20 protein-coding genes are annotated in these 23,064 nt (G+C 68.8%); 10 read left to right on the forward strand and 10 right to left on the reverse strand.

All coding sequences use genetic code 11. The features are described from left to right. Nucleotides 1-36: 36 nt before the first annotated feature. Together fabI and O5O54_RS10755 are read left to right on the forward strand one after the other, a co-directional pair. A complete protein-coding gene (gene fabI / locus O5O54_RS10750; RefSeq protein ID WP_279481557.1) occupies nt 37-855 on the forward strand; it encodes an enoyl-ACP reductase FabI in 819 nt (272 codons plus the stop codon). A 14-nt stretch (nt 856-869) separates the two neighbouring features. Continuing rightward, nucleotides 870-1,466 (forward strand): histidine phosphatase family protein, encoded by a 597-nt coding sequence (locus O5O54_RS10755; protein WP_279481559.1) that lies wholly within the window; start codon nt 870-872, stop codon nt 1,464-1,466. On the opposite strand, the gene O5O54_RS10760 is transcribed toward O5O54_RS10755, so the two are convergent. After that, entirely contained in the window at nt 1,463-1,687 is a 225-nt protein-coding gene (locus tag O5O54_RS10760) for a DUF1344 domain-containing protein (protein WP_279481560.1), read from the reverse strand. The two genes, O5O54_RS10755 and O5O54_RS10760, sit on opposite strands and share 4 nt — an antisense overlap. 189 nt (nt 1,688-1,876) lie before the next feature. Between O5O54_RS10760 and aroC the strand changes: the two genes are divergently transcribed. From aroC to O5O54_RS10795, 7 genes are all read left to right on the forward strand, one after another. Continuing rightward, the gene (gene aroC / locus O5O54_RS10765) at nt 1,877-2,968 is read left to right on the forward strand and encodes a chorismate synthase (RefSeq protein WP_279481562.1); all 1,092 of its coding nucleotides are present in this window, start codon (nt 1,877-1,879) and stop codon (nt 2,966-2,968) included. Between the two features lie 49 nt (nt 2,969-3,017). Next, on the forward strand, nt 3,018-3,944 hold the full coding sequence (locus O5O54_RS10770; protein WP_279481564.1) for a histone deacetylase family protein: 927 nt from the start codon (nt 3,018-3,020) through the stop codon (nt 3,942-3,944). A gap of 30 nt (nt 3,945-3,974) precedes the next feature. Next, nucleotides 3,975-4,241 carry an exodeoxyribonuclease VII small subunit gene (locus O5O54_RS10775; protein ID WP_279481566.1) on the forward strand — a complete coding sequence of 89 codons (267 nt, stop codon included), beginning with the start codon at nt 3,975-3,977 and terminating at the stop codon, nt 4,239-4,241. 92 nt (nt 4,242-4,333) lie between these two features. Then, the gene (gene dxs / locus O5O54_RS10780; protein ID WP_279481568.1) at nt 4,334-6,256 is read left to right on the forward strand and encodes a 1-deoxy-D-xylulose-5-phosphate synthase; all 1,923 of its coding nucleotides are present in this window, start codon (nt 4,334-4,336) and stop codon (nt 6,254-6,256) included. A gap of 11 nt (nt 6,257-6,267) precedes the next feature. Further along, nucleotides 6,268-7,014: a TlyA family RNA methyltransferase gene (locus tag O5O54_RS10785; protein ID WP_279481571.1), complete on the forward strand. Its 747-nt coding sequence runs from the start codon at nt 6,268-6,270 to the stop codon at nt 7,012-7,014. After that, nucleotides 7,011-8,237 (forward strand): class I SAM-dependent RNA methyltransferase, encoded by a 1,227-nt coding sequence (locus tag O5O54_RS10790; protein WP_279481573.1) that lies wholly within the window; start codon nt 7,011-7,013, stop codon nt 8,235-8,237. The genes O5O54_RS10785 and O5O54_RS10790 overlap by 4 nt, the downstream gene beginning before the upstream one ends. A gap of 7 nt (nt 8,238-8,244) precedes the next feature. Next, entirely contained in the window at nt 8,245-8,856 is a 612-nt protein-coding gene (locus tag O5O54_RS10795) for a DedA family protein (protein WP_279481574.1), read from the forward strand. 160 nt (nt 8,857-9,016) lie between these two features. Here the strand turns inward: O5O54_RS10795 and O5O54_RS10800 are convergent, their stop codons facing one another. From O5O54_RS10800 to purD, 6 genes are all read right to left on the reverse strand, one after another. Further along, entirely contained in the window at nt 9,017-9,754 is a 738-nt protein-coding gene (locus tag O5O54_RS10800; protein ID WP_279481576.1) for a crotonase/enoyl-CoA hydratase family protein, read from the reverse strand. Nucleotides 9,755-9,762: 8 nt separating this feature from the next. Next, nucleotides 9,763-11,535, reverse strand: coding sequence for an acyl-CoA dehydrogenase (locus O5O54_RS10805; protein ID WP_279481578.1), 1,773 nt, complete (start codon nt 11,533-11,535; stop codon nt 9,763-9,765). Nucleotides 11,536-11,602: 67 nt separating this feature from the next. Next, nucleotides 11,603-13,696, reverse strand: coding sequence for a 3-hydroxyacyl-CoA dehydrogenase NAD-binding domain-containing protein (locus O5O54_RS10810; RefSeq protein ID WP_279481579.1), 2,094 nt, complete (start codon nt 13,694-13,696; stop codon nt 11,603-11,605). Between the two features lie 56 nt (nt 13,697-13,752). Next, nucleotides 13,753-15,036: an acetyl-CoA C-acetyltransferase gene (locus O5O54_RS10815; RefSeq protein WP_279481581.1), complete on the reverse strand. Its 1,284-nt coding sequence runs from the start codon at nt 15,034-15,036 to the stop codon at nt 13,753-13,755. Beyond that, nucleotides 15,033-17,309 carry an acyl-CoA dehydrogenase gene (locus tag O5O54_RS10820; protein ID WP_279481584.1) on the reverse strand — a complete coding sequence of 759 codons (2,277 nt, stop codon included), beginning with the start codon at nt 17,307-17,309 and terminating at the stop codon, nt 15,033-15,035. Before O5O54_RS10820 ends, O5O54_RS10815 begins: the two co-directional genes overlap by 4 nt. 101 nt (nt 17,310-17,410) lie before the next feature. Further along, complete coding sequence (gene purD, locus O5O54_RS10825; RefSeq protein WP_279481586.1) at nt 17,411-18,670, reverse strand: phosphoribosylamine--glycine ligase; 1,260 nt, start codon at nt 18,668-18,670, stop codon at nt 17,411-17,413. Between the two features lie 141 nt (nt 18,671-18,811). On the opposite strand from purD, the gene ubiA reads away from it, so the two are divergent. Then, nucleotides 18,812-19,813: a 4-hydroxybenzoate octaprenyltransferase gene (gene ubiA / locus O5O54_RS10830; protein WP_279481588.1), complete on the forward strand. Its 1,002-nt coding sequence runs from the start codon at nt 18,812-18,814 to the stop codon at nt 19,811-19,813. Nucleotides 19,814-19,816: 3 nt separating this feature from the next. Here ubiA and O5O54_RS10835 read toward each other — a convergent pair whose 3' ends face one another. From O5O54_RS10835 to O5O54_RS10845, 3 genes are all read right to left on the reverse strand, one after another. Next, nucleotides 19,817-20,392 carry a DUF6101 family protein gene (locus O5O54_RS10835; protein ID WP_279481590.1) on the reverse strand — a complete coding sequence of 192 codons (576 nt, stop codon included), beginning with the start codon at nt 20,390-20,392 and terminating at the stop codon, nt 19,817-19,819. A gap of 175 nt (nt 20,393-20,567) precedes the next feature. Next, complete coding sequence (locus tag O5O54_RS10840; protein WP_279481593.1) at nt 20,568-21,998, reverse strand: FAD-binding oxidoreductase; 1,431 nt, start codon at nt 21,996-21,998, stop codon at nt 20,568-20,570. A gap of 37 nt (nt 21,999-22,035) precedes the next feature. Next, nucleotides 22,036-22,995 carry an L-threonylcarbamoyladenylate synthase gene (locus O5O54_RS10845; protein ID WP_279481595.1) on the reverse strand — a complete coding sequence of 320 codons (960 nt, stop codon included), beginning with the start codon at nt 22,993-22,995 and terminating at the stop codon, nt 22,036-22,038. Nucleotides 22,996-23,064 lie beyond the last annotated feature (69 nt).

The following is a 23,064-nucleotide window of genomic DNA, read 5'->3' on the forward strand; positions in this document are numbered from 1 at the left end:
CCGGAAAATTTGAAACGAAACAAGGGAGTTCAGGCCATGGTGGATTCGTTGGGCCTGATGAAGGGTAAGCGGGGCGTCATTCTCGGCGTCGCCAACAACCGCTCCATCGCCTTCGGAATCGCCAAGGCCCTTGCCGCCCAAGGCGCCGAAATCGCCTTCACCTATCAGGGGGACGCGTTGCGCAAGCGGGTGGAGCCGCTGGCCGCCGAACTCGGCGCCTTCGTCTGCGGCCATTGCGACGTGGGCGATCCCGCCACGATCGACGCCTGCTTCCAGGCGCTGGAAGAGAAGTGGGGCAAGCTCGACTTCCTGGTCCACGCCATCGGCTTCTCCGACAAGGACGAGCTGACGGGCCGCTACGTCGACACGACCGAAGCGAACTTCAACAAGACCATGAACATCTCGGTCTATTCCTTCACGGCGGTCGCCCAGCGCGCCGAGAAGCTGATGACCGACGGCGGCTCCATGCTGACCCTCACCTACTACGGTGCCGAGAAGGTCATGCCGAACTACAACGTCATGGGCGTCGCCAAGGCCGCGCTGGAAGCCAGCGTGAAGTATCTGGCCGTCGATCTCGGCCCCAAGAACATCCGCGTCAACGCGATCTCGGCCGGCCCGATCAAGACGCTCGCCGCATCGGGCATCGGTGACTTCCGCTACATTCTCAAGTGGAACGAGTACAACGCCCCGCTACGCCGCACGGTTACGATCGAGGAAGTCGGCGACGTCGGCCTCTACCTCCTGTCCGACCTGTCGCGCTCGGTGACGGGCGAAGTGCATCATGCGGACTCCGGCTACCACGTCGTCGGCATGAAGGCCGTGGACGCGCCGGACATCTCGGTCGTCAAGGACTGACGGAACCGCGCATCGTGAAGAGCCTTCCCTTGATCTACCTCTGCCGTCACGGGCAGACGGACTGGAATGCTAGTGCGCGACTGCAGGGCCAGAGCGACATTCCGCTCAACCGGCAGGGCGTCGCGCAGGCGCAACGCAACGGACGCTACCTCGCCAACGTGCTGAAATCGGAATGCGCGGCGTTCGACTTCGTCTCCAGCCCGATGCGGCGCGCGGCCGATACGATGCGGGGAATCCGGCGCGAGATGGGCCTCGAGTCCGAAGCCTTCCGCACGGACGAGCGGCTGAAGGAGATCCATTTCGGCGACTGGCAGGGCTACACCGTGCCGGAACTGCACCAGCGCTTCCCCACGGAGGCCGCCCGGCGCGAGGCCGACAAGTGGAACTTCCTGCCGCCGGGCACGGGTGCGGAGACCTACGCCGGCCTCGCCGAGCGCATCGCACCGGTGTTCCGCGGACTCGACCGCCCGTCGATCGTGGTCGCGCATGGCGGCGTGACGCGCGCCTTCCTCAATGTCTTCGCAGGCCTGTCGCCTGTCGAGGCCTCGCATCTCGACATTCCGCAGGACCGCATCCTGCGGGTTCGGGACGGCCGGATCGACTGGGTCTAGGCGGAGGCGTCGTAAACGACGACCACCTCCATGCCGGGCCGCACGACGGAATAATCGAACGCCTCCGGCAGGCGATAGGTCGCACCGTCCGAGAGCTTGATCGACGCATCGTCACGATCGATCGCCTCGATCGTCCCCCCCGTTTCCAGAGCCGCAGCCGGATAGGTCGCGGAAACGCTCAGGAAGGAACAGGCGAAGAAGGCGACGACACGTCTCGTCATCGGTGGGCTCCGGCTTGGATGCGAAGGGCGGAAAGCTCCGCATCCGCGATTCGATCGGGAGAGGTTCACCGGCGATTATGGTTTTTTCGGGCGCCAGGCGGCTTGCCCCGCTGGCAAATTCGCTGCATCACCCGCCCGGTATGGGCGCCGCGCGGATGGGCGCGCGCCAACGGGATCGGCAGGCCTTCTATGTCGCACAACAGCTTCGGCCATCTCTTCCGCGTCACCACCTGGGGTGAGAGCCACGGCCCCGCCATCGGCTGCGTGGTGGACGGCACGCCGCCGGGCCTCCGCTTCTCCGAAAGCCACATTCAGCGCTTTCTCGACGAGCGCCGCCCCGGCCAGTCTCGCTACACGACCCAGCGCCAGGAGCCCGATCAGGTCCGCGTCCTCTCGGGCGTCATGCCGAGCGAGACCGAGGGCGAGCTGATCTCCACCGGCACGCCGATCGCGCTCCACATCGACAACGTGGACCAGCGCTCGAAGGACTATTCCGACATCGCGCGCCGCTATCGGCCGGGCCACGCCGACATCACCTACGACATGAAGTACGGCGTGCGCGACTATCGAGGCGGCGGGCGCTCCTCGGCGCGCGAGACCGCGACGCGCGTCGCAGCCGGCGCCATCGCGCGCCTCGTCGTGCCCGGCCTCGTGGTCCGCGGCGCGTTGGTCCAGATCGGCGACGTGGCGATCGACCGCTCCCGCTTCGACTGGGACGAGACGCGCCGCAACCCGTTCTTCTGCCCGGATGCGCGGACGGCCGAACGCTGGGCCGAGCTTCTCGACGGCGTGCGCAAGCGCGGCTCCTCCATCGGCGCGGTGGTCGAGGTCGTAGCCGAGGGCGTTCCGGCCGGGATCGGCGCCCCGCTCTACGGGAAGCTCGACGCCGACATCGCCGCCGGCCTCATGTCTATCAACGCAGTCAAGGGCGTCGAGATCGGCGACGGCTTCGCCTCGGCCGCCCTATCGGGCGAGGACAATGCCGACGAGATCCGCATGGGCAACGACGGACGGCCCCAGTTCCTGTCCAACCACGCGGGCGGCATCCTCGGCGGCATCGCGACGGGCCAGCCCGTCGTCGCGCGCTTCGCCGTGAAGCCGACCTCCTCCATCCTCACCCCACGCCGCTCGGTCGACGCCGACGGCCAAGAGGTGGACGTGATGACCAAGGGCCGCCACGACCCCTGCGTCGGCATCCGCGCCGTGCCGATCGGCGAAGCGATGGTGGCCTGCGCGATCGCGGACCACTATCTCCGGCACCGCGCGCAGACGGGCCGCTGACTCCGGTGATCCCCCGCTTCCCCTGCCCCGCGTTCGGAGACGTTCCCGCATGATGACGCGTCTCTACCACCATCCGATCTTCGCCGAGCACCTGACCGGGCCCGGCCACCCGGAGCGGCCGGAGCGCATGGCGGCCGTCGCCGCCGCGCTGGAGGCCGAGCCCTTCCAGAACCTCGACCGGGTGCTGGCGCCCGAGGGGTCGGTGGAGGCGGTGTACCGCTGCCATTCGGTGGATCACGTGCGCAAGATCGCGCGCGCGACGCCGACGGAGGGCATGACCCGCATCGACGGCGACACGGTGGTGAGCCCGAAGAGCTTCTCCGCCGCGCTTCATGCCGTCGGCGCCGCCTGCGCGGGCGTGGACGACGTGATGTTGGGCGAGGCGCGCAACGTCTTCGTCGCGGCCCGCCCGCCCGGCCATCATGCCGAGCGCGAGACCGCCATGGGCTTCTGCCTGTTCAACCAGGCCGCCGTCGCGGCGCGCCACGCCCAGGCCGTGCATGGGCTTGAGCGCGTGGCGATCGTCGACTGGGACGTCCACCACGGCAACGGCACGCAGGACATCTTCTGGAGCGATCCGTCCGTCCTCTACGTCTCGACGCATCAGGCGCCGCTCTACCCCGGCACCGGCGCGGAAACCGAGACGGGCGCCGGCAACATCGTCAACGTGCCGCTCGGCGAGGGCGACGGGACGGACGAGTTCCGCGCCGCCTTCTCGGCCAAGGTTCTGCCGGCTTTGAACGCGTTCCGGCCTGACCTCGTCATCATTTCCGCCGGTTTCGACGCCCATCATCGCGATCCGCTGGCCGGGCTGAACCTCGTCGAAGGCGACTTCGACTGGGCCACCGGCAAGCTCCTCGAGGTCGCCTCGCGCCATGCGGCGAACCGTCTCATCAGCGTGCTCGAGGGCGGCTACGACCTCGTCGGCCTGCAGCGTTCCGTCGCAGCCCACGTCCAGCGGCTGATGGTCGGCTGACCGGTCTTCGCATCACAGGTAAGGTTCGCCATGTCCGATCTCTCCGCCCTCCCCGCCGACGATTCCGACATCCGCCGCATGAGCTTCGAGGAGGCGCTGTCGGCGCTGGAGCGGATCGTCTCGGATCTGGAGCGCGGCGACGTCGCGCTGGAGCACTCGATCCGCATCTACGAGCGCGGCGAAAAGCTGAAGTCCCATTGCGACCGCCTTCTGTCGGCCGCCGAGGACAAGGTGGAGAAGATCAAGCTGTCGCGCGGCGGCAAGCCGGTGGACGTCGAGCCGCTCGATCCCGCCTGACAGCCGGGGCGCCGGTGGACAAGCCATGTTGAAACCGGTCTAACAAGGCCCACCTTCAGGGCGCCCGCGCCCGCCGGCTCCCGCATCAGGAGATGCCTTTGTCCCAGCGTCCGTCCACGCCGCTCCTCGACCAGATCGCATCGCCCGCCGACCTGCGGCGGATGCCGGAATCGGCGCTGCGGCAGGTCGCCGACGAGCTGCGCCAGGACCTGATCGACGCCGTCTCGCGCACCGGCGGGCACCTCGGCGCCGGCCTCGGCGTGGTGGAGCTGACGGTCGCCATCCACGCCGTGTTCGACACGCCCGCCGACCGTCTGATCTGGGACGTCGGCCATCAGGCCTATCCGCACAAGATCCTCACCGGCCGCCGCGAGGCGATGCGCACCGTGCGCCAGGAAGGCGGCGTCTCCGGCTTCGCCAAGCGCACGGAGAGCGAATACGACCCGTTCGGCGCCGGCCACTCGTCTACCTCGATCTCCGCCGGCCTCGGCATGGCTGTGGCATCCGAGCTGGACGGTCGCCGCAACAACGTCATCGCCGTCATCGGCGACGGCGCGATGAGCGCGGGCATGGCCTACGAGGCGATGAACAATGCGGGCGCGCTGGATGCGCGGCTGATCGTCATCCTCAACGACAACGATATGTCGATCGCCCCGCCGACGGGCGCGCTCAGCGCCTATCTGGCGCGGCTCGTCTCCGGCAAGACCTACCGCACCCTGCGCAACCGGGCGAAGACGGTGACGAGCCGCCTGCCCGAGTTCATGCGCGAGGGCGCGCGCAAGACCGAGGAGTATACGCGCGGTTTCTTCACCGGCGGCACGATGTTCGAGGAGCTGGGCTTCTACTATGTCGGCCCGATCGACGGGCACGACCTCGACCATCTCCTTCCCGTCCTCAAGAACGTGCGCGACAACGGCGACGGGCCGGTGCTGATCCACGTCGTCACCCGCAAGGGCAAGGGCTACCCGCCGGCCGAGGCGAGCGCCGACAAGTACCATGGCGTGTCGAAGTTCGACGTCATCACCGGCGCGCAGTCCAAGCCCAAGTCCAACGCGCCGAGCTATACCAAGGTCTTCGCCGAAAGCCTGATCCAGGAGGCCCGCGAGGACGAGAAGATCGTCGCGATCAACGCCGCGATGCCGGACGGCACAGGCCTCGATCTCTTCGGCCAGGCCTTTCCGAAGCGCACCTTCGACGTCGGCATCGCCGAGCAGCACGCCGTGACCTTCGCGGCGGGCCTCGCCACCGAGGGCTACAAGCCCTTCGTCGCGATCTACTCGACCTTCCTCCAGCGCGCCTACGACCAGATCGTCCACGACGTCGCGATCCAGCACCTGCCGGTGCGCTTCGCCATCGATCGCGCCGGGTTCGTCGGCGCCGACGGGCCGACCCATGCGGGCTCGTTCGATACCGGCTTTCTCTGTCCGCTGCCCGGCATGGTCGTGATGGCCGCCGCCGACGAGGCGGAGCTGCGCCACATGGTGCGCACCGCCGTCGAACACGAGGACGGCCCCATCTCCTTCCGCTACCCCCGCGGCAACGGCACGGGCGTGGACCTGCCCGAGCGCGGCCGCGCGCTGGACATCGGCAAGGGCCGCGTCGTGCGGGAGGGCACGAAGGTCGCGATCCTCTCCTTCGGCTCGCGGCTGGCCGATGCCGTCGCGGCCGGCGAGGAGCTGGAAGGCTTCGGCCTGTCCACCACGGTCGCCGACGCTCGCTTCGCCAAGCCGCTGGACGCGGATCTCATCCACCGCCTCGCCAACGAACACGAAGTTCTCGTGCTGATCGAGGAAGGCGCCTCGGGCGGCTTCGCGGCCCAGGTGCTGGAGCATATGGCGCGGCACGGGCTCATGGATCGTGGGCTGAAGGTTCGGCCGATGACCATGCCCGACCGCTTCGTCGATCATGCCGCGCCCGAGGCGATGATCAAGGCGTCCGGCCTCGATCGCGCGGCCATTGTCGAGACCGTGTTCCGCGCGCTCGGCGATTCGGCGCAGCGCGTCATGCGAGCCTGAGCTGAGGCGCCATGAACGCGTCGCGCGTCCGCCTGGATCAGCTTGTCGCCGAGCGCCGGCTTCTCGATTCGCGCGCCCGCGCGCGCGACGCGATCCTGCGCGGGCGCGTCCGAGTCGAGGGCGTCGTTGTCTCGAAGCCCGGCCAGACGGTGGACGAAGGCGCACGGATCGAGCTGGACGATCCGGCGGCCGCCTTTGTCTCACGCGCCGCGCTCAAGCTGCTCGCAGGCCTCGACGCCTTCGGCATCTCGCCCGAAGGGCTGACCGCGCTCGACATCGGCGCCTCCACCGGCGGCTTCACGCAGGTGCTGCTGGAGCGCGGCGCGGCGCATGTCGTCGCCGTCGATGTCGGCCACGGCCAGTTCCATACGTCGCTCGCCGACGACGCGCGCGTCACCAGCCTGGAAGGCTTGAACGCGCGCGACCTCGCGCCCGCCCATCTCGGCGGGCGGCCGATCGGGCTCGTGGTCTCCGATGTCAGCTTCATCTCGCTGCGCCTCGCCCTTCCGCCTGCCCTAGACCTGGCCGAGCCCGGCGCGAAGGCGGTACTTCTGGTGAAGCCGCAGTTCGAGGCCGGGCGCGAGGCGATCGGCAAGGGCGGCCTCCTGCGCGACCCGTCGCGCGCACCGGAGATTGCGGCCGAACTGTCCGATTGGCTGGACACACAGTCCGGCTGGCGTTCGCTCGGCCTGGCGCCCTCGCCGATCGCGGGCGGCGACGGCAACGTGGAATTCCTGTTGGGTGGAGTGAAGGCGTGAGCGAACAGGTCGCGATCGATGCGCTGGGCACGCGCGGCGACGGCATCGCGCGCGAGCCGACCACCGTCTTCGTGCCTTTCGCCCTGCCGGGCGAACGGGTGACGATCGAGCGCCAGGGCGGTCGCGGGCAGCTCCTGTCCGTCGACACCGCTTCGCCGGAACGGCGCGAGGCCCCCTGCCCCCATTTCGGCCGTTGCGGCGGCTGCGACCTCCAGCACCTCAGCGACACGCTCTATGCCGGCTTCAAGCGCAACCTCGTGGTCGAGGCGCTGCGGCGCGAGGGTCTGTCGGCCGACGTGGCGCCGCTCGTCCCCTGCGCACCGAACTCGCGCCGCCGTGCGGTCTTCACCGCCGTGCGCGCCGGACCGCGTGTTCTCTTCGGCTTCCACGAGGCGCTGAGCTACCGCATCGCGCCGATCGAAACCTGCCTCGTCGTCGTGCCGGAGATCGTCGCGCGGTTAAAGCGCTTCGAGCGGCTCGCGACACTGCTGATCGACCGCAAGCGCGAGCTGCGCATGACGGTGACGCGCACTCAGACCGGCCTCGACGTCGCTATCGAGCAGACGGCCAAGCTGACGGGTGACCTTCGCCAAGCGACCATCGCCTGGGGTGCCGAGGACCAGGCCGTCGCGCGTCTTTCGGTGGACGGCGAGACGCTGATCGAGAACCGTGTACCGGTCATCGACGTCGCCGGCACCGGCGTCCCCTTCCCGCCCGGCTCCTTCCTCCAGGCGGTCGTCAGGGCGGAGGATCACATGGCGGAGCTCGCGCTCGCCCATCTCGCCCCGGCCAAGACGGTTGCCGACCTCTTCTGCGGCTTCGGCGCCTTCACGCTGCGGCTTGCCCGTCGTCAGGCGGTCCACGCCGCCGAGTTCGACGCGCCGGCGCTGGCCGCGCTCGACAAGGCCCGGCGCGGCACCTCAGGCCTCAAGCCGATCACCACCGAACGGCGCGATCTCTACCGGCGTCCGCTGACCGTCAAGGAGCTGTCGAAGTTCGACGGCGTGCTGTTCGACCCGCCGCGCGCGGGCGCCGAGGCGCAGGCGCGCGAACTGGCGGGCTCCGGGGTGAAGCGCATCGCGGCGGTCTCCTGCAACCCGGTGACGCTCGCACGCGACGCCGCGATCCTCGTTGGCGGCGGCTACAGGCTCCTGTCCGTCACGCCGATCGATCAGTTTCTCTGGTCTCACCACGTCGAGGCGGTGGCGCTGTTCGAGCGCTAGGCGGCCCATGCTGGAGACGATCACGGGTTTCCTGCAGGATTACGGCTACGGTATCCTGTTCCTGTCGATCTTCCTCGAATCGACCGGCCTGCCCTTTCCCGGCGAAAGCATCCTGATCGCCGCCGGCATCATGGCCGGCCACGGGCAGCTCGACATCTGGGGCGTGTTCCTGTCGGCCTGGCTTGGCGGCACGATGGGAGACAATCTCGGCTACTGGCTCGGCCTTCGCTACGGCCGCCGCTTCGTCAGCCGTTACGGCCACCGGGTCGGGCTGACGGAAGAGAAGTTCGCCTATGTCGAGCAGCGGTTTCGACAAGTCGGTCCACCGATCGTCCTGATCGCCCGCTTCATCCTGATCCTGCGGCAGGTCTGCGGCTTCGCCTCCGGCACGCTCCGCTTCCCCTGGTGGTCGTTCCTCTTCTACAACGCGCTCGGCGCCGCGCTCTGGTCGGGCGCCTACGGCTTCGGGTCGTTCATTCTCGGCGACCGGATCGACGCCTACCTCCACGGTAGTCCGTGGGCCTATGCGGCGATCGCGGCGGTGTTCCTGGCGTTGAGCGGCGGAACGGTGATCCAGTTCCGCCGCAAGCTGAAGGCCGAGCGCGGGAAGTCGCCTTAGAGCCCGCCTGGAAAGTCCCCGGCGGAGGATCGGCGAGTGATTTTCGTCGCCGGTGAGACGCCGAACGTAGTCGATGCCGGCGGCATCGGCGAGGATCGGCAACGAAATGGGCGGCGGAAAGCACCGCCGAGCCGACCCGGCGGACTTTTCGGACGGTCTCTCAGCGCTTGAGGAAGGCGGCAAACGCTGCCTGCGCCTCCCGCGAGCGAAGGCGCTCCTTGAAATGGTCGGCCTCCAATCCGATCCGCTCGCGCACCGTGTCCGGCGCCGTGCGCAGGAGCGCCCGCCCGATGCGAACCGCCTCGCGCGGTTTGGCGGCGAGTTTGCGCGCTGCGGCCACCGCGTCCGCTTCGGCGCTCTCGCTCACAGCGTAAACGATGCCCGCCTCGTGGGCTGCCGCGGCATCCCAAGTCTCGCCCATCACCAGCAACGCGAAGGCGCGCTGGTGACCCATGGCGAGCGGGCCAAGGAGGCTGGAAGCGGCTTCCGGCACGATGCCGAGGTCGGAGAACGGCGTGCGGAAGAGCGAGCGCGGCGTCGAGTAGACGAGGTCGCAGTGAAGGAGCAGCGTGGTTCCGATCCCGATGGCGAGCCCGTCGACCGCCGCCACCATGGGCTTGCCGATGCCGGCCAGCGTGTGGAGGAAGTCGAGGAGTTCCCCCATCGGCCGATCTGAGCCGGCGAAGGCGACGAAATCGGCGATGTCGTTGCCGGCCGAGAAGGCCCCTGGAACACCGGTGAAGAGAATGCAGCCGACCGTGTCGTCGGCTTCCGCCTGCGCCAGCGCCTTGTCCAGCGCCTCGTACATCGCCCGGTCGAGTGCGTTTTTCTTGTCGGGCCGTTCGATGCCGATGCGGCAGACGCCGTCCGCGACCTTTACGGTTACATGCGGGCTCATGGCGGTCCTCAGTTCAGCGCGGCGGTCGCGGCGCGCAGGCTTTCGCCGCCGTCGAGCACCTGCGCCGACAGCGACCGGACATCCGGGAGCAGCGTCTCGGCCATGAAGCGGGCGAGCGCGGCACGGGTTGGGTCGTCGGCATCGGCCAGCGCGCCCTTGGCGAGATAGCAATTGCCGGCCGTCAGCGAGAACAGCCGCTGGTAAGCGGTGGCACCGGCGAGCGCGGAGCTGGTCTCGCCGCTGGACATCCACTCGAGCAGCCGGTCCGTCGTCTCGCGCAGCGCTCCGATGGCCTCGCGCAGGCGCGCAGCCGTACCGCCAAAATCGGGCCGATTGCTCTGCTCCACGCCGGTGACGATCTCTTCCAGTTCGCCGATATAGGTGCGCACCGCCTCGCCGCCGGAGAGCGGCAGCTTGCGCGTCACGAGGTCGATGGCCTGGATGCCGTTGGTGCCCTCGTAGATCGGCGCGATGCGCGCGTCGCGCAGGAGACGCGCGGCGCCGGTCTCTTCCACGAAGCCCATGCCGCCATGGACCTGGATGCCGAGCGAGGCGACCTCGACGCCGACATCGGTCGGGAAGCTCTTGGCCATGGGCGTCAGCAGGCTGGCGCGCTCGGCCCAGAAGCGCTTGTCCTCGCCGCCCTGCCGCGAGCGGTCGATCGCGTGGCCGCAGGAATAGGCGATGGCGCGGGCGGAAGCGACCAGCGCCTTCATGGTCAGGAGCATACGTGCGACATCGGCATGCTCGACGATCGGCGCCATTTCGGTCGCGCCCTTGACGGACGAACGGCCCTGCCGGCGCTCCCGGGCGAAGTCCAAAGCCTTTTGAAACGCCGCCTGCGCGACGCCGAGGCCTTGGATGCCGACATAAAGGCGCGCCGAGTTCATCATCGTGAACATGCAGGCGAGGCCCTGGTTCTCCTGCCCGACCAGCCAGCCGACGGCGCCGGCTTCGCCCGTCTCGCCGATGCCGTCGCCGTAGACCATGGTGCAGGTCGGCGAGGCGTGGATGCCGAGCTTGTGCTCGATCGACTGGCAGAACACGTCGTTGCGCGGCCCCAGCGACCCGTCGGCGTTGACGAGGTGCTTCGGGACGAGGAAGAGCGAGATGCCCTTCACGCCCGCAGGCGCGTCCGGCAGGCGTGCCAGCACGAGATGGACGATGTTGTCCGTCAGGTCGTGCTCGCCGAAGGTGATGAAGATCTTGGAGCCGAAGATGCGATACGTGCCGTCGTCGCGGCGTTCGGCGCGGGTGCGCAGGGCCGAAAGGTCCGAGCCTGCCTGCGGCTCGGTCAGGTTCATCGTGCCCATCCACTCGCCCGAGACGAGCTTGTCGAGATAGGTGGCGCGCAAGGCCTCGCTGCCGTGCGCCTCCAGGGCGTCGACCGCGCCGAGCGTCAAAGTCGGGCCGATGCCGAAGGCCATGGAAGCGCCGTTCCACATCTCGTAGATCGCGGCCGAAAGCGAGGTCGGCAGGCCCTGCCCGCCATGATCCACAGGCCCGGTCAGCCCGTTCCAACCGCCTTCGGTCCAGCGATGGTAGAGATCGCGCCAGCCGGGCGGCATGGTGACCGCGCCGTCCTTCCAGACGGCCCCGGCCTTGTCGCCGACGGCGGCGAGCGGCGCGACCTCGCTGTCTGCGAAGCGTCCTGCTTCGTCGAGGATGGCGTCAAGGAGATCGGGCGTCAGGTCGCCCGTCGTCCCCTGCCGCATCGCCTCTTCCAGCCCGGCCACGTGCCGAAGCGTGAAGCCGATCTCACCCACCGGTGCTCGATACATTCGCCGTCCTCCCGAACGAAACTGTCAGGGTGATTGCGTACCGAATTTTGACGTATGCGTCAAAGCACTACAGCCGGTCCCAGCCGGGATCCGGCTTGAAGCGCGGGCCGTGCGCCATCTCGAGTTCGCGCAGCCGGGCGATCACCGCGTCGACGCCGCGCTCGCGGGCATAGCGGATCGGACCGCCGCGGAAGGGTGCGAAGCCGGTGCCGAAGATCATGGCGCCGTCGGCGATCTCCTCGCTCTCGACCACGCCCTCGCGCAGGCAGGCGACCACGGTGTTGACCATGGGCAGGATCAGGCGATCGAGGAGATCGGGGTCGATCGGCGCGCCGTCCGGCAGCGCATCGAGATGGATCTTCTTCGGCTTGCCCTCGGCGTCGTATTCATAAAGGCCTGCGCCGGTCTTCTGCCCCAGCCTGCCCTCGCGGACCATCTGATGGAGCCAGCCCGGCATTTCAGGCAGCGGCATGCCGAGCCGTTCGGCGAGGGTCTGCGCAACTTCGACCGCGATGTCGAGTCCGACACGATCGGCGAGTTCGATCGGCCCCATCGGCATGCCGAAGGCCTCGGCTTCGGCGTCGATCCGCTCCTTCGGAACGCCTTCGCCCGCGAGGAGGATGGCTTCGGCGATGTAGGGCGTCAGGGCGCGGTTCACGAGAAAGCCGGCCGTCGGCCGCACGGGCGCCGGAAGGCGCGACAGCTCGGCGACGAAGTTCGTCGCGCGGCGCAGCGTCTCGGGCGACAGCGCGTCATGTTTCACGACCTCGACCAGCTGCATCCGCGACACCGGGTTGAAGAAGTGGACCCCGACGAAGCGCGAAGGATCGGAGAGCGCGGCCGCCAAGTCCGGCAGCGGCAAAGCCGAGGTGTTGGTGGCGAGGATCGCGCCCGGCTTCATGCGGGCCTCGGCCTCGCGCAGGATGGACTGCTTGAGCTCCAGCCGCTCCGGCGCCGCCTCGATCACGAGATCGGCGCCCGCGATTCCGACGCCGCCGGGGTCAGGTACCAGCCGGTCCAGCGCGTCTCGGACCTTCAGCCTGTCCTTCAGCGTCTTGTCCAGCATGGTCACCGCCTTGCGCAGCGCCTGCCCGATCGGTCTTGGATCGATGTCGGACAACGAGACCCGGAAGCCCTCACGGGCGGCCCAGGCCGCGATATCACCGCCCATCGCCCCGGCACCGATCACATGGACACGCTTGATGTCCGATGCGCCGTCCTTCAGCCCGCGCATCGCCTCGCGCAGGAAGAAGACGCGCACCAGATTGCGCGAGGTCGGCGTCTCGATCAGTTCCGAGAAGCTTTCGAGCTCGGCCGCCCGCATGCGCTCCGGGCTGCCGCCATGGGTTTCCCATAGGTCGATCAGGCGGAAGGGCGCCGGATAATGCTCCGGTTTCGCAGCCCTGGCGGCTTCCGCCCGCATGCGCCGCGCGGCCAGGCTGCGCGCGGGCTTCAGGGCGAAGGCCCTGGCCTTCCAGCCACCGCCGGCCGGGTGGAGTTCGCCGCCCACCGCCGCGCGCACGGCATTGAGGACATGCCGCTCCTCGACAACCGCATCGACGAGGCCGATCCGGCGGGCGCGCCGGGCGGGCGCGGCCTTGCCGGTCAGCATCATGGTCATCGCTTCCAGCGGATCGGCGACGGCGAGCGAGCGGAAGGTGCCGCCGAGACCGGGATGGAGACCGAGCATGACCTCGGGAAAGCCGAGCGAGGCGCCGGGTGTCGCCAGCCGCATCCGGCAGGCCAGCGCCAACTCGAGCCCGGCACCGAGGCAATGCCCATGGATGACGGCAACGGTCGGCATGGACAAGGCGGCCAACCGGTCGAGCACGCGGTGACCCTCGTTCAGCATCGCGGCGATCTCGGGCGTCGTGGCGCTTTCGAACTGGGCGATGTCGGCGCCTGCCGCGAAACCGGAAGGCTTGGCCGAGCGGATCACCACCCCGCGTGGCGGGGCGGTTTCGGCCTGGTCGAGCAGGCCGTTCAGTTCCTCCAGCACGCTGCGGTCGATCGTGTTGACCGACTTGCCGGGGCGGTCGAGCACCCACCAGGCGATTCCGTCCTCGTCGGTCGCCGCGCGCCAGTTGCCTCGGGCCTCGACCGTCGTCGCCGCCGAAAGTTCCAGCGCGCGATCGGCCAGCGTATCGAGGAGTCCGGCCATCGCGCGCGTTTCCGTCTGCTGGACCGGGCTTGCGTTCTTCCGGGGGCGAGCGGCTTTCATGCGGCCTCCAGAAGCAGGGCTCCGCCCTGACCACCGCCCACACACTGGCTGGCGATGCCGTAGCGCGTACCGCCGCGTCGCATGGCGTTGGCAAGATGGAGCGTGATGCGGTTGCCGGACGTGCCGACGGGATGGCCGAGCGCGATGGCTCCGCCATCGACATTCAGCCGGTCGGGCGGGATCTGGCCGACCGCCCCGTCGAAACCGAGCACTTCGCGTCCGACGCGCTCGTCGGCCAGAGCACGAACGCAGCCCAGGACCTGCGCGGCGAAGGCCTCGTTGATCTCGAACAGGCCGATCTCGTGCAGAGACAGGCTGTTGCGCTTGAGAAGCGCGGCGATGGCGACCACGGGGCCGAGCCCCATGATCGACGGGTCGAGCGCGCTCCAGCGGCAATCCACGACGCGCGCCAGCGGCTGCAAGCCGTGGCGCTTCACCGCCTCTTCCGACGCGAGGATCGTCCAGCTCGCCCCGTCGGTGATCTGCGAGGAATTGCCCGCCGTGACATTGCCGTAGGGCCGCTCGAAGGCGGGCTTCAGGCCGCCGAGCTTGCGGGCGGAGGAATCGGGACGCACGCCGTCGTCGTGGTCGTAGACCGTGCCGTCGCAGGCGAAGGCGGGCATGACCTCACCTTCCAACGTTCCAGCCTCTTGGGCGGCCGCTAGGCGGCGATGGCTCTCGGCGGCATATTCGTCGGCCTCGCGGCGCGTCACGCCGAAGAGATGGCCGACCTTTTCGGCGGTCTGCCCCATATTGAGGTCGGTGATCGGGTCCGTCAGTCCCCTCTCGAGGCCGATGACGGGCTTCAGGAAGCCCGGCTTCAGGCCGGACAGGACCTTGAGCTTGGCCCCTGTCGAGCGGGCTCCGTTCAACCGTGCGAACCATTGCACCGCGTCGCCGCTGAGAACGAGCGGCGAATGGCTGAGCGCCTCCGCCCCTCCGGCCAGCGCGATCTCGGACCGCCCGTCGGCCACGGCGCGCAACGCGTCGTCGATCGCCAGCATGCCGGAGCCGCAGTTGATCTGCACTGTGTGCGCCGGAACCGTGTCGGACAGGCCGAGGCGGAGCGCCGCGACCCGCGCCGGGTTCATCTCGTCGGCGATCACGTTGACGCAGCCGAGCACCACGAGGTCGATCAACGCCGGATCGAAGGCTTGACGCATCAGAAGCGGCCGCCCGCACTGGACGGCGAGATCGACCGGCGTGAACGGGCCGGGCTTGCCGCGCGCCTTGATGAAGGGCGTGCGCGCACCGTCGACGAGATAGACGGCTCGGCTCATTCGGCGGCCTCCTTGCGCGCGTCGTTCCCGGCCGCATCCTCCGGCGGCCGGCGGTGCTGGGCCGCGATGGGAGACACCATCTCCATCGGGAAGCTGTCGACGGCGATGGCTCGCGCCACGGCTGCCTCGGCGGCCGAAAGCTCTTCGAACTCCTCGCCCGTGATGATGCCGCGCTCCAGTGCTACGGCGGGATCGCGGACCTTGGCTTCGCGCATGCGCTTGGCGATGGGCGCGGCTTCCGTCACCTTCGCGAACGCGTCTTCCAGAACGGCGATCGGATGGTCGGACCGCCCTTCGCCGAGGTAGAGATCCGGCGTCAGCCGGTCGCGCTGCATGGACGGGCGCATCAGGATCTCGGCGACTTCCGTCACCAGCTCGTCGGCGGGCGGGCGCAGGGGCACGCCGAGCGGAAAGGCGACGAGCCGCGCGCCGAGCGCCGCCCAGCGCGCGGGCAGGTTGGCGAAGACGCCGGCGAAGGCGAGGCCCATGCGATTGAAGCCGCGCTGCATCACGAACTCGACCACCGGCTTGTCGACCTCCGGCCGCCCCTCGGTCTCGAAGCGCTTCAGCGTCGCGCCGAGCAGATAGAGTTCGGACAGAATGTCGCCGAGCCGCGCCGAAATCATCTCGCGGCGCTTGAGACTGCCGCCGAGCGTCAGGAGCGCGAGGTCGGAGAGCATCGAGAAGGTCGCGGCATAGCGCGAAAGCTGGCGCCAGTGGCTGGTGAAGGCCGAGCCACGCGGCGCGGGCGCCGCCAGTCCGCCCGTCCAACCGAACAGGAAGGTGCGCAGGAGGTTGGTCGTGGCGTGCCCGACATGCTTCCAGAAATGGCGGTCGAACTCGGCCAGCCCCTGTTCCCGGTCGGGGTTCGACAGGGCGCGCATCTCGTCCAGCATGTGCGGATGGGCGCGGATCGCGCCCTGCCCGAAGATCATCAGGTTGCGCGTCAGGATGTTGGCGCCCTCGACCGTGATGCCGATGGGCACGGAGCGGTGCGAAGAGCCGATCGGATTGGCCGGTCCGTCGATGATCGCCTTGCCGCCCATGATGTCCATCGCATGAGCGACGGACTTGCGCATGAGTTCGGTGGCGTTGAACTTCATGATCGCCGAGACGACGGAGGGCCGGTGCCCTTCGTCCAGCGCCGCCACTGTCAGCCGGCGTGCGGCGTCGACCTGATAGGCGTTGGCGGCGAGTTCGGCGAGCGGTTCCTGGATGCCCTCGAACATGCCGATCGGCAGGCCGAACTGCTGGCGGATGCGCGCATAGGCGCCGGTCATGCGGGCGGTCATCGCCGTGGCCGACGCAGCCTGAGAAGGAAGCGAGATGCCGCGCCCGGTGGCGAGCGCCTTCATCAGCATGGTCCAGCCTTCGCCGACCTGCGCCTCGCCGCCGAGGATCCAGTCCATAGGAATGAATACGTCCTCGCCGTAGAGCGGGCCGTTCTGGAAGAAGGTGAACTGCGGGATATGGCGGTCGCCGTGGCGCACGCCCGCCGTCGATGTCGGGATCAAGGCGACCGTGATCCCAAGTTCCTCGCCTCGGCCCAGATGGTTGTCCGGGTCGTAGAGCTTGAAGGCGAGGCCCATGACCGTCGCGACGGGGGCGAGCGTGATGTAGCGCTTGGCGAAGTTGAGGCGAATGCCGAGCACCCTTTGCCCCTCGTGCTCGCCGTATTCCACCACCCCTCGGTCTGTCATCGCGGCGGCGTCGGAGCCGGCGCGGTCGGACGTCAGGCCGAAGCAGGGAATCTCGCGGCCATCGGCAAGGCGCGGCAGCCAGTGATCGCGCTGCGCCTGGGTGCCGAAGTGGAGCATCAGCTCGCCCGGGCCGAGCGAGTTGGGCACCATGACGGTGACTCCGACGGCGACGCTGGCCGACGAGACCTTGCGCACGACCTCCGAATGCGCCGTGTTCGAAAAGCCGAGGCCGCCATACTCCTTTGGGATGATCATCCCGAAGAACTTCTCGCGCTTCAGGAAATCCCAAATCTCCGGCGGAAGATCGTGGTCCTCCCAAACGATCTTCCATTCGTCGATCATGGCGCAGAGTTCGACCACCGGGCCGTCGAGGAAGGCCTGCTCCTCGTCCGTCAGCTTGGCCGGCGGCATGGCGAGGAGCTTGTCCCAGTCGGGCGCGCCGCTGAACAGCTCACCGTCCCACCAGACGGTGCCGGCGTCGATCGCCTTGCTCTCGGTGTCCGAGATCGGCGGCATGACGGTCTTCGCCCAGGCGAAGATCGGGCGGGTCAGCCTATCCTTCCGAAACGACATGGCTCTCCTCCCATGGATTGTCTGGCGTGGAACGGGTGCTCGGGCGTCAGATATGGTCGCGAAGCCGCTTTGCCATGCCGTTCACGTCAAAGTCGGAATGCCTAACCGGCTGCCCGGTGGGCGATATCGCGGCGGCAGAAGCCATCGGGCCAGTCGATGCGGTCGACGAGGGCATAGGCCTTCGCGATGGCGCGCTTCACGTCGGCATCTCGTGCGGTGGCGTTGAGGACCCGGCCGCCGTTGGCGACGAGCGCACCGTCCCGCAACGCGGTGCCGGCGTGGAAGACGATCTCGCCCTCGCCCTCGGCCGGAAGCGCGCCGATCGGCGTGCCCTTCGTCACCGCACCGGGATAGCCATTGGCCGCGAGCACCACCGTCACAGCCGGATCGGGCGACCAACGCGGCTCGACGCCGGACAGCGAGCCCGTCGCGGCCGTATGGAGGATCGGCAGGAGATCGCTTTCGAGACGCATCATCAGGACCTGGGCTTCCGGGTCGCCGAAGCGGACATTGTATTCGATCAGCTTGGGGCCGTAGGCCGTCAGCATCAGGCCGGCATAGAGGACGCCCCGAAACGGCGTGCCCATTTCGCGCATGCCCTCCAGCGTCGGGCGCACGATCTCGCGCATGGCCCGCTCGGTCATCTCCGGCGTCATCAGACCGGAGGGGGAATAGGCGCCCATGCCGCCGGTGTTCGGTCCCCGGTCGCCGTCATAGGCGCGCTTGTGATCCTCCGCCGTGCCGAAGGGCAGCGCCATGTCGCCGTCGCACAGGCAGAAGAGCGAGGCCTCCGGCCCCGTCATGCATTCCTCGACAACGACTTCCACATCCGCCTCGCCGCCCGCGAAGCAATCGGCCACGGCTCGGGTCGCCTCCTCGACCGTGGCGGCCACGGTCACGCCCTTGCCGGCCGCAAGACCATCAGCCTTGACGACGATCGGCGCGCCTTCGGCTTCGATATAGGCCTTCGCTTCGGCCGCATCCTTGAACCGGCGGTAGCGCGCTGTCGGGATCGACTTCCTCGCGCAGAGGTCCTTGGTGAAGCCCTTGGAGCCTTCGAGCTGCGCGGCCGCGGCGCTCGGCCCGAACACGGCCACGCCCGCGTCCCGCAGGGTATCGGCGAGGCCGGCCACGAGTGGCACTTCCGGACCGACGACGACGAGGCCGATCGCGTTCTCCCGGCAGAACGCGACCACGGCCGATTGGTCGGCCGGATCCAGGGCGACACAGTCGGCGACGCTTGCGATGCCGGGATTGCCGGGCGCGGCGAAAAGGCGGCCGAGCTCGGGCGACTGCCGCAGCTTCCAGGCCAGCGCATGCTCGCGGCCGCCGGAGCCGATCAGGAGAACGTCGAGTGCCATGATGGAAGAAAACCTCGTGCGCGCGGATAGGCGATGGCGCGGCGATAGAGGCTCGGGGGCCGGCGGGCAAGTCATTTGCCGGCCGCGAAGGCCGGCGCGGGGCTTGACGCGGCGTGCGGCGATGGGGCTTCTCCCTGCCTCATGCGCTCAACCGACGATTCATCGGAAACCGCGGCCGACCGGGTTGTGGATGCCCCGTCCGAGAACTGGGTCTATCGCCTCCTGCCGCGGGCGCTCTGGCCCTATGCGCAGCTCGCGCGCTGGGACCGGCCGATCGGCTGGCAGCTTCTCCTTTGGCCCTGCTGGTGGTCGGCGGCGCTGGCGCCGCAATGGGCGGCCCCTTCGGCGGTGCATACCGGCCTGCCCGACCTCTGGCACCTAATCCTGTTCCTGATCGGCTCGATCGCGATGCGCGGCGCGGGCTGCACCTACAACGACCTCGTGGATCAGGACATCGACGCCAAGGTCGCGCGCACACGATCACGCCCCCTGCCCTCCGGGCGGGTTTCGCCACAGCGCGCCAAGGCGTTCCTGGTGGCGCAGGCCCTGGTCGGACTTCTCGTCCTCGTTCAGTTCAATCTGTTCGCGATCCTGCTCGGCATCGCGTCTCTCGGCGTCGTCGCCGTCTATCCGTTCCTGAAACGGGTCACGGACTGGCCGCAGCTCGGCCTCGGCTTCGCCTTTTCCTGGGGCGCGCTGATGGGCTGGGCGGCCTTCTGGGGCACCTTGTCCTGGAGCCCGCTGCTTCTGTATTGCGGCGCGGTGCTGTGGACGGTCGGCTACGACACGATCTACGCCCATCAGGACCGAGAGGACGACGCGCTGGTCGGCGTGCGATCCACCGCGCGGCTCTTCGGACGGCGCACCAAGATGGCGCTCGTCCTGCTTTATGGCGGAGCGGTCGCCTTGTTCGCCCTGTCCTATCTCCTGGCGGGCAACGGCAGCGCCGGCCCGTCCTGGCCGGCCTATGCCGGCCTTCTCCTCGGCGCCACGCAGATGGCCTGGCAGATCCGCAACCTCGACATCGACAATGCCGACGACTGCCTGAAGCTCTTCAAGTCCAACGGGCTGTTCGGCTGGATCATCTTCCTCGGACTGGTCTTCTCCAGCCTCTGGATGCTGTCCTTCCCGCGTCTCTATTGAGTGTCAGGTGCGGGCGATGATCTCTTCGCCCTGCACCACGAGGCGCATGCCGAGGCCACCGGGCTTGCGGCGGGCGAGGAAGCGCGGGCGGCGGCCGCGATGGGCGCTGTGGCGGCGTTCGATCGGGTCGCTGCGGCGAACCTGGCCGAGCGTGTCCTCCAGCGCGGTGACCGTGCCGTCGGCTTCCACCATCAGCATGGGCAGGCGGAAGAGCTCGGACCAGCCGCGCCAGTCGGCGGCGACGTCGTAGAGGTCGGAGGCGACTAGGAGCGGCACCGACATGCTCGCGTCCTCGTGGTGAAGCTCCAACGTCACGGTGATCTCGCCGTCGCCGTTCTCCATGGCGCGGGCGGCGACGCCGCGGAAGGACCGGGCCGCCAGCGCGACGGACACCGGCAGGCCGCTCTTCTCGAGCTTGCGCCCGATCACCGCGCCGCGACGGTCGATGCGATAGCTGACGACTTCCCCGTCCTGGACGAGTTCGAAGCTCTGCTTGCGATCGGCCAGCGCCGGGTCCATGCGGATCGGCATGCTCGCCCACTCGGGCTTCGACGTATTCTGATGGTGAACAACGCTCATGTCGCGTCCTCGTCTGTCGATCGGAAGTCCCGGAGAGATCTTCCTGGCTCGGCCGATGTATCCCGGCCTTTGATGCTTGCAGACTACCGACGGCGCGTTGCGCTCGCCCTAAGAAGTTCAGTTAAACGAACCTGACCAGAATTACGGTATCCGAATTGTAATTTTGAAGAGAACTTTAAACGACCTTGCCGGGATTCAGAATCCCGTAAGGATCGAACAGGCGCTTGATGCCCCGCATCAACTCCATCTCCACCAGGGGTTTGGTACGCGAAAGCTCGTCGCGCTTAAGCTGGCCGATTCCGTGCTCGGCGGCGAAGCTGCCTCCGAGATCGGCGACGATGGCGTGGACCAGCGCGTTGATCTCGCCCCAGCGATCGAGAAAGGCTCCTTTGTCGGCGCCGACCGGCTGCGACAGGTTGTAATGAATGTTGCCGTCGCCGAGATGGCCGAAGGAAACGATTCGCACTCCCGGAATGGCCGCCTGGACGGCGGTGTCGGCGCGGCGCAGGAACTCCGGCACGAGCGCCACCGGCACGGACACGTCGTGCTTGATCGAGCCGCCCTCCGGCTTCTGCGCCCAGCTCATTTCCTCTCGCATCCGCCAGAACAGGGTCGCGTCGGCGCTCGAACGGGCAATCGTCGCATCCTCGATCTCGCCGGCCTCCAGCGCGCCGGAAAGGATCGCCTCCAGCGTCGAGGTCGCATCCTCCGCCGAACGGTTGGACGAGACTTCCAGAAGCACGTACCAGTCGTGCGACGAGACGAGCGGATCGCGCGCACCCTTCGTGTGCTTGAGGGTGAACTCCATTGCCAGGCGGGGCATGATCTCGAAGGCGGTGAGTTGGGTGCCCGCCTCCCCTTGCGCGCGCGCCAGGAGCTTCAGCATCGCCTCGGCGCTGCCGAGGCCGGCATAGGCGACCTCGCGGCCTCGCGGCTTGGGGAAGAGCCGCAGCACCGCGCCGGTGATGATCCCGAGCGTGCCTTCCGACCCGATCAGAAGCTGGCGCAGATCGTAGCCGCGATTGTCCTTCTTCAACCGGCGCAACCCGTGGAACACCTCGCCCGATGCCAGCACGGCCTCGATGCCCAGACACAGTTCGCGGCTGTTGCCATAGGCGATGACGCCCGTTCCGCCCGCATTGGACGCGAGGTTGCCGCCGATCTGGCAGGAGCCTTCTGAGCCGAGCGACAGGGGAAACAGGAGCCCCGCCGCGTCCGCCGCCTCCTGAACGCGCGCGAGCACGACGCCGGCGTCCACCGTGATCGTATGCCCCGCCGGGTCGATGTCGCGGATCCGGTCCAGCCGGGAAAGGGAAACGACGATCTCCGCCTCCGAACGCGGCATCTGGCCGCCGACATGGCCGGTGTTGCCGCCCTGCGGCACGACGGGCGTGCGCGTTTCCGAGGCGAGCCGCAGGATGGCAGAGACCTCCTCCACCGTGCCCGGGCGCAGGACGAGGCGCGAGCGGCCGGGGAAGAGGTCGCGCGTTTCCTTGAGGTAGGGAGCGAGATCCTGCGGCTCCGTCAGCGCACGGCCGGGCGGCACAAGAGCGGCGAAGCGGTCCCGCAGGGCGTCGGACAGGGGCGATGCGTCGGGCTGGGTCATGCCCGAGGTTTAGGCCTCGCCAGCCGCGCCGTCGAGATCAGCGGTGGGCGGCCGCGCGCGACAGGCGGTCGTTGATCGCCTCGCCGAGCCCGTCCGTAGGGATGGGCGCCACGGCGATGCGTTCGATGTCCGGCGCGTCGAAGGTGCTCAAGGCGTCGAACAGGCGACTGGCGGCTTCGCGAAGGTCGCGGGTCTCGCTGAGCTGGAACACGGCACGCGGACGGACGCCATCCGGCAGCGGGCCGAAGGCGATGTAGTGGTCCTCTTCGCCGGGTTCCGCGACGTCGAGCCGCACCCGCCCGTGCGGCGCGTAGTGGGAGCGCATCTGGCCCGGCGCCGTGATGTGGGTACCGTCGTCGCGCAGGACGGCCAACCCGGTTGCCGCCTCGATCTCCCCGGCGGTCACCGCGCCCGGACGCAGAAGCACGACATGGTCCACCATCGGTCGCACGATCGTGGATTCGATCCCGTGCGGGGCGGCCCCACCGTCCGCCACCGCCTCGATACGCCCGTCCAGGGTGCGCAGCACATGAGCCGCCGTGGTGGGACTGACGCGGCCCGAGCGATTGGCGCTCGGCGCGGCGACAGCCCGGTCGAGGCGGGCGAGAACACCGGCCAGACCGCCGCGCGGTGCGCGCAGGGCGACGGTCGGCAGTCCAGCGGTGACGAGCGGATGGAGCGGCGACCCTTCGCGAAGCGGCAGGACGACCGTCAGCGGGCCGGGCCAGAAGAGTTCGATCAGGCGTGCGGCGAGAGGGCTCATCTCGGCATAGCGCTCGGCCATCGCCCGTCCGGTCACATGGGCGATCAGAGGGTTGAAGCGCGGCCGTCCCTTGGCCTCGAAGATGCGCGCGACCGCCTCGCCGTTCGCGGCATCCGCGGCAAGGCCGTAGACGGTCTCCGTGGGCACGGCGACGAGCTGCCCGCGCGCAAGGCGCTCGGCCACCTCCTGCTCGGCTGCTTCGTCCACCAACGGAATGGTTCGCGTTTCGATCATGCGGGCTGTCTAAAACCTGCCGCGCCCGACGGAAAGCACCTCACGCCATTTTGGCGCAAGGCGAGAGGC

It is taken from the genome of Aureimonas sp. SK2 (genome assembly GCF_029813115.1).
GTDB lineage: Bacteria > Pseudomonadota > Alphaproteobacteria > Rhizobiales > Rhizobiaceae > Aureimonas.

Excerpts from the sequence above, each read along its gene's own strand:
- O5O54_RS10760 (WP_279481560.1), bottom strand. The coding sequence starts at position 1,687 with ATGACGAGACGTGTCGTCGCCTTCTTCGCCTGTTCCTTCCTGAGCGTT.
- O5O54_RS10795 (WP_279481574.1), top strand. The coding sequence starts at position 8,245 with ATGCTGGAGACGATCACGGGTTTCCTGCAGGATTACGGCTACGGTATC.
- O5O54_RS10775 (WP_279481566.1), top strand. The coding sequence starts at position 3,975 with ATGTCCGATCTCTCCGCCCTCCCCGCCGACGATTCCGACATCCGCCGC.
- O5O54_RS10820 (WP_279481584.1), bottom strand. The coding sequence starts at position 17,309 with ATGTCGTTTCGGAAGGATAGGCTGACCCGCCCGATCTTCGCCTGGGCG.
- O5O54_RS10810 (WP_279481579.1), bottom strand. The coding sequence starts at position 13,696 with ATGGCCGGACTCCTCGATACGCTGGCCGATCGCGCGCTGGAACTTTCG.
- O5O54_RS10815 (WP_279481581.1), bottom strand. The coding sequence starts at position 15,036 with ATGAGCCGAGCCGTCTATCTCGTCGACGGTGCGCGCACGCCCTTCATC.
- dxs (WP_279481568.1), top strand. The coding sequence starts at position 4,334 with ATGCCTTTGTCCCAGCGTCCGTCCACGCCGCTCCTCGACCAGATCGCA.
- aroC (WP_279481562.1), top strand. The coding sequence starts at position 1,877 with ATGTCGCACAACAGCTTCGGCCATCTCTTCCGCGTCACCACCTGGGGT.
- O5O54_RS10845 (WP_279481595.1), bottom strand. The coding sequence starts at position 22,995 with ATGATCGAAACGCGAACCATTCCGTTGGTGGACGAAGCAGCCGAGCAG.
- O5O54_RS10785 (WP_279481571.1), top strand. The coding sequence starts at position 6,268 with ATGAACGCGTCGCGCGTCCGCCTGGATCAGCTTGTCGCCGAGCGCCGG.
- O5O54_RS10800 (WP_279481576.1), bottom strand. The coding sequence starts at position 9,754 with ATGAGCCCGCATGTAACCGTAAAGGTCGCGGACGGCGTCTGCCGCATC.
- O5O54_RS10840 (WP_279481593.1), bottom strand. The coding sequence starts at position 21,998 with ATGACCCAGCCCGACGCATCGCCCCTGTCCGACGCCCTGCGGGACCGC.
- O5O54_RS10770 (WP_279481564.1), top strand. The coding sequence starts at position 3,018 with ATGATGACGCGTCTCTACCACCATCCGATCTTCGCCGAGCACCTGACC.
- fabI (WP_279481557.1), top strand. The coding sequence starts at position 37 with ATGGTGGATTCGTTGGGCCTGATGAAGGGTAAGCGGGGCGTCATTCTC.
- purD (WP_279481586.1), bottom strand. The coding sequence starts at position 18,670 with ATGGCACTCGACGTTCTCCTGATCGGCTCCGGCGGCCGCGAGCATGCG.
- O5O54_RS10835 (WP_279481590.1), bottom strand. The coding sequence starts at position 20,392 with ATGAGCGTTGTTCACCATCAGAATACGTCGAAGCCCGAGTGGGCGAGC.
- ubiA (WP_279481588.1), top strand. The coding sequence starts at position 18,812 with ATGCGCTCAACCGACGATTCATCGGAAACCGCGGCCGACCGGGTTGTG.
- O5O54_RS10805 (WP_279481578.1), bottom strand. The coding sequence starts at position 11,535 with ATGTATCGAGCACCGGTGGGTGAGATCGGCTTCACGCTTCGGCACGTG.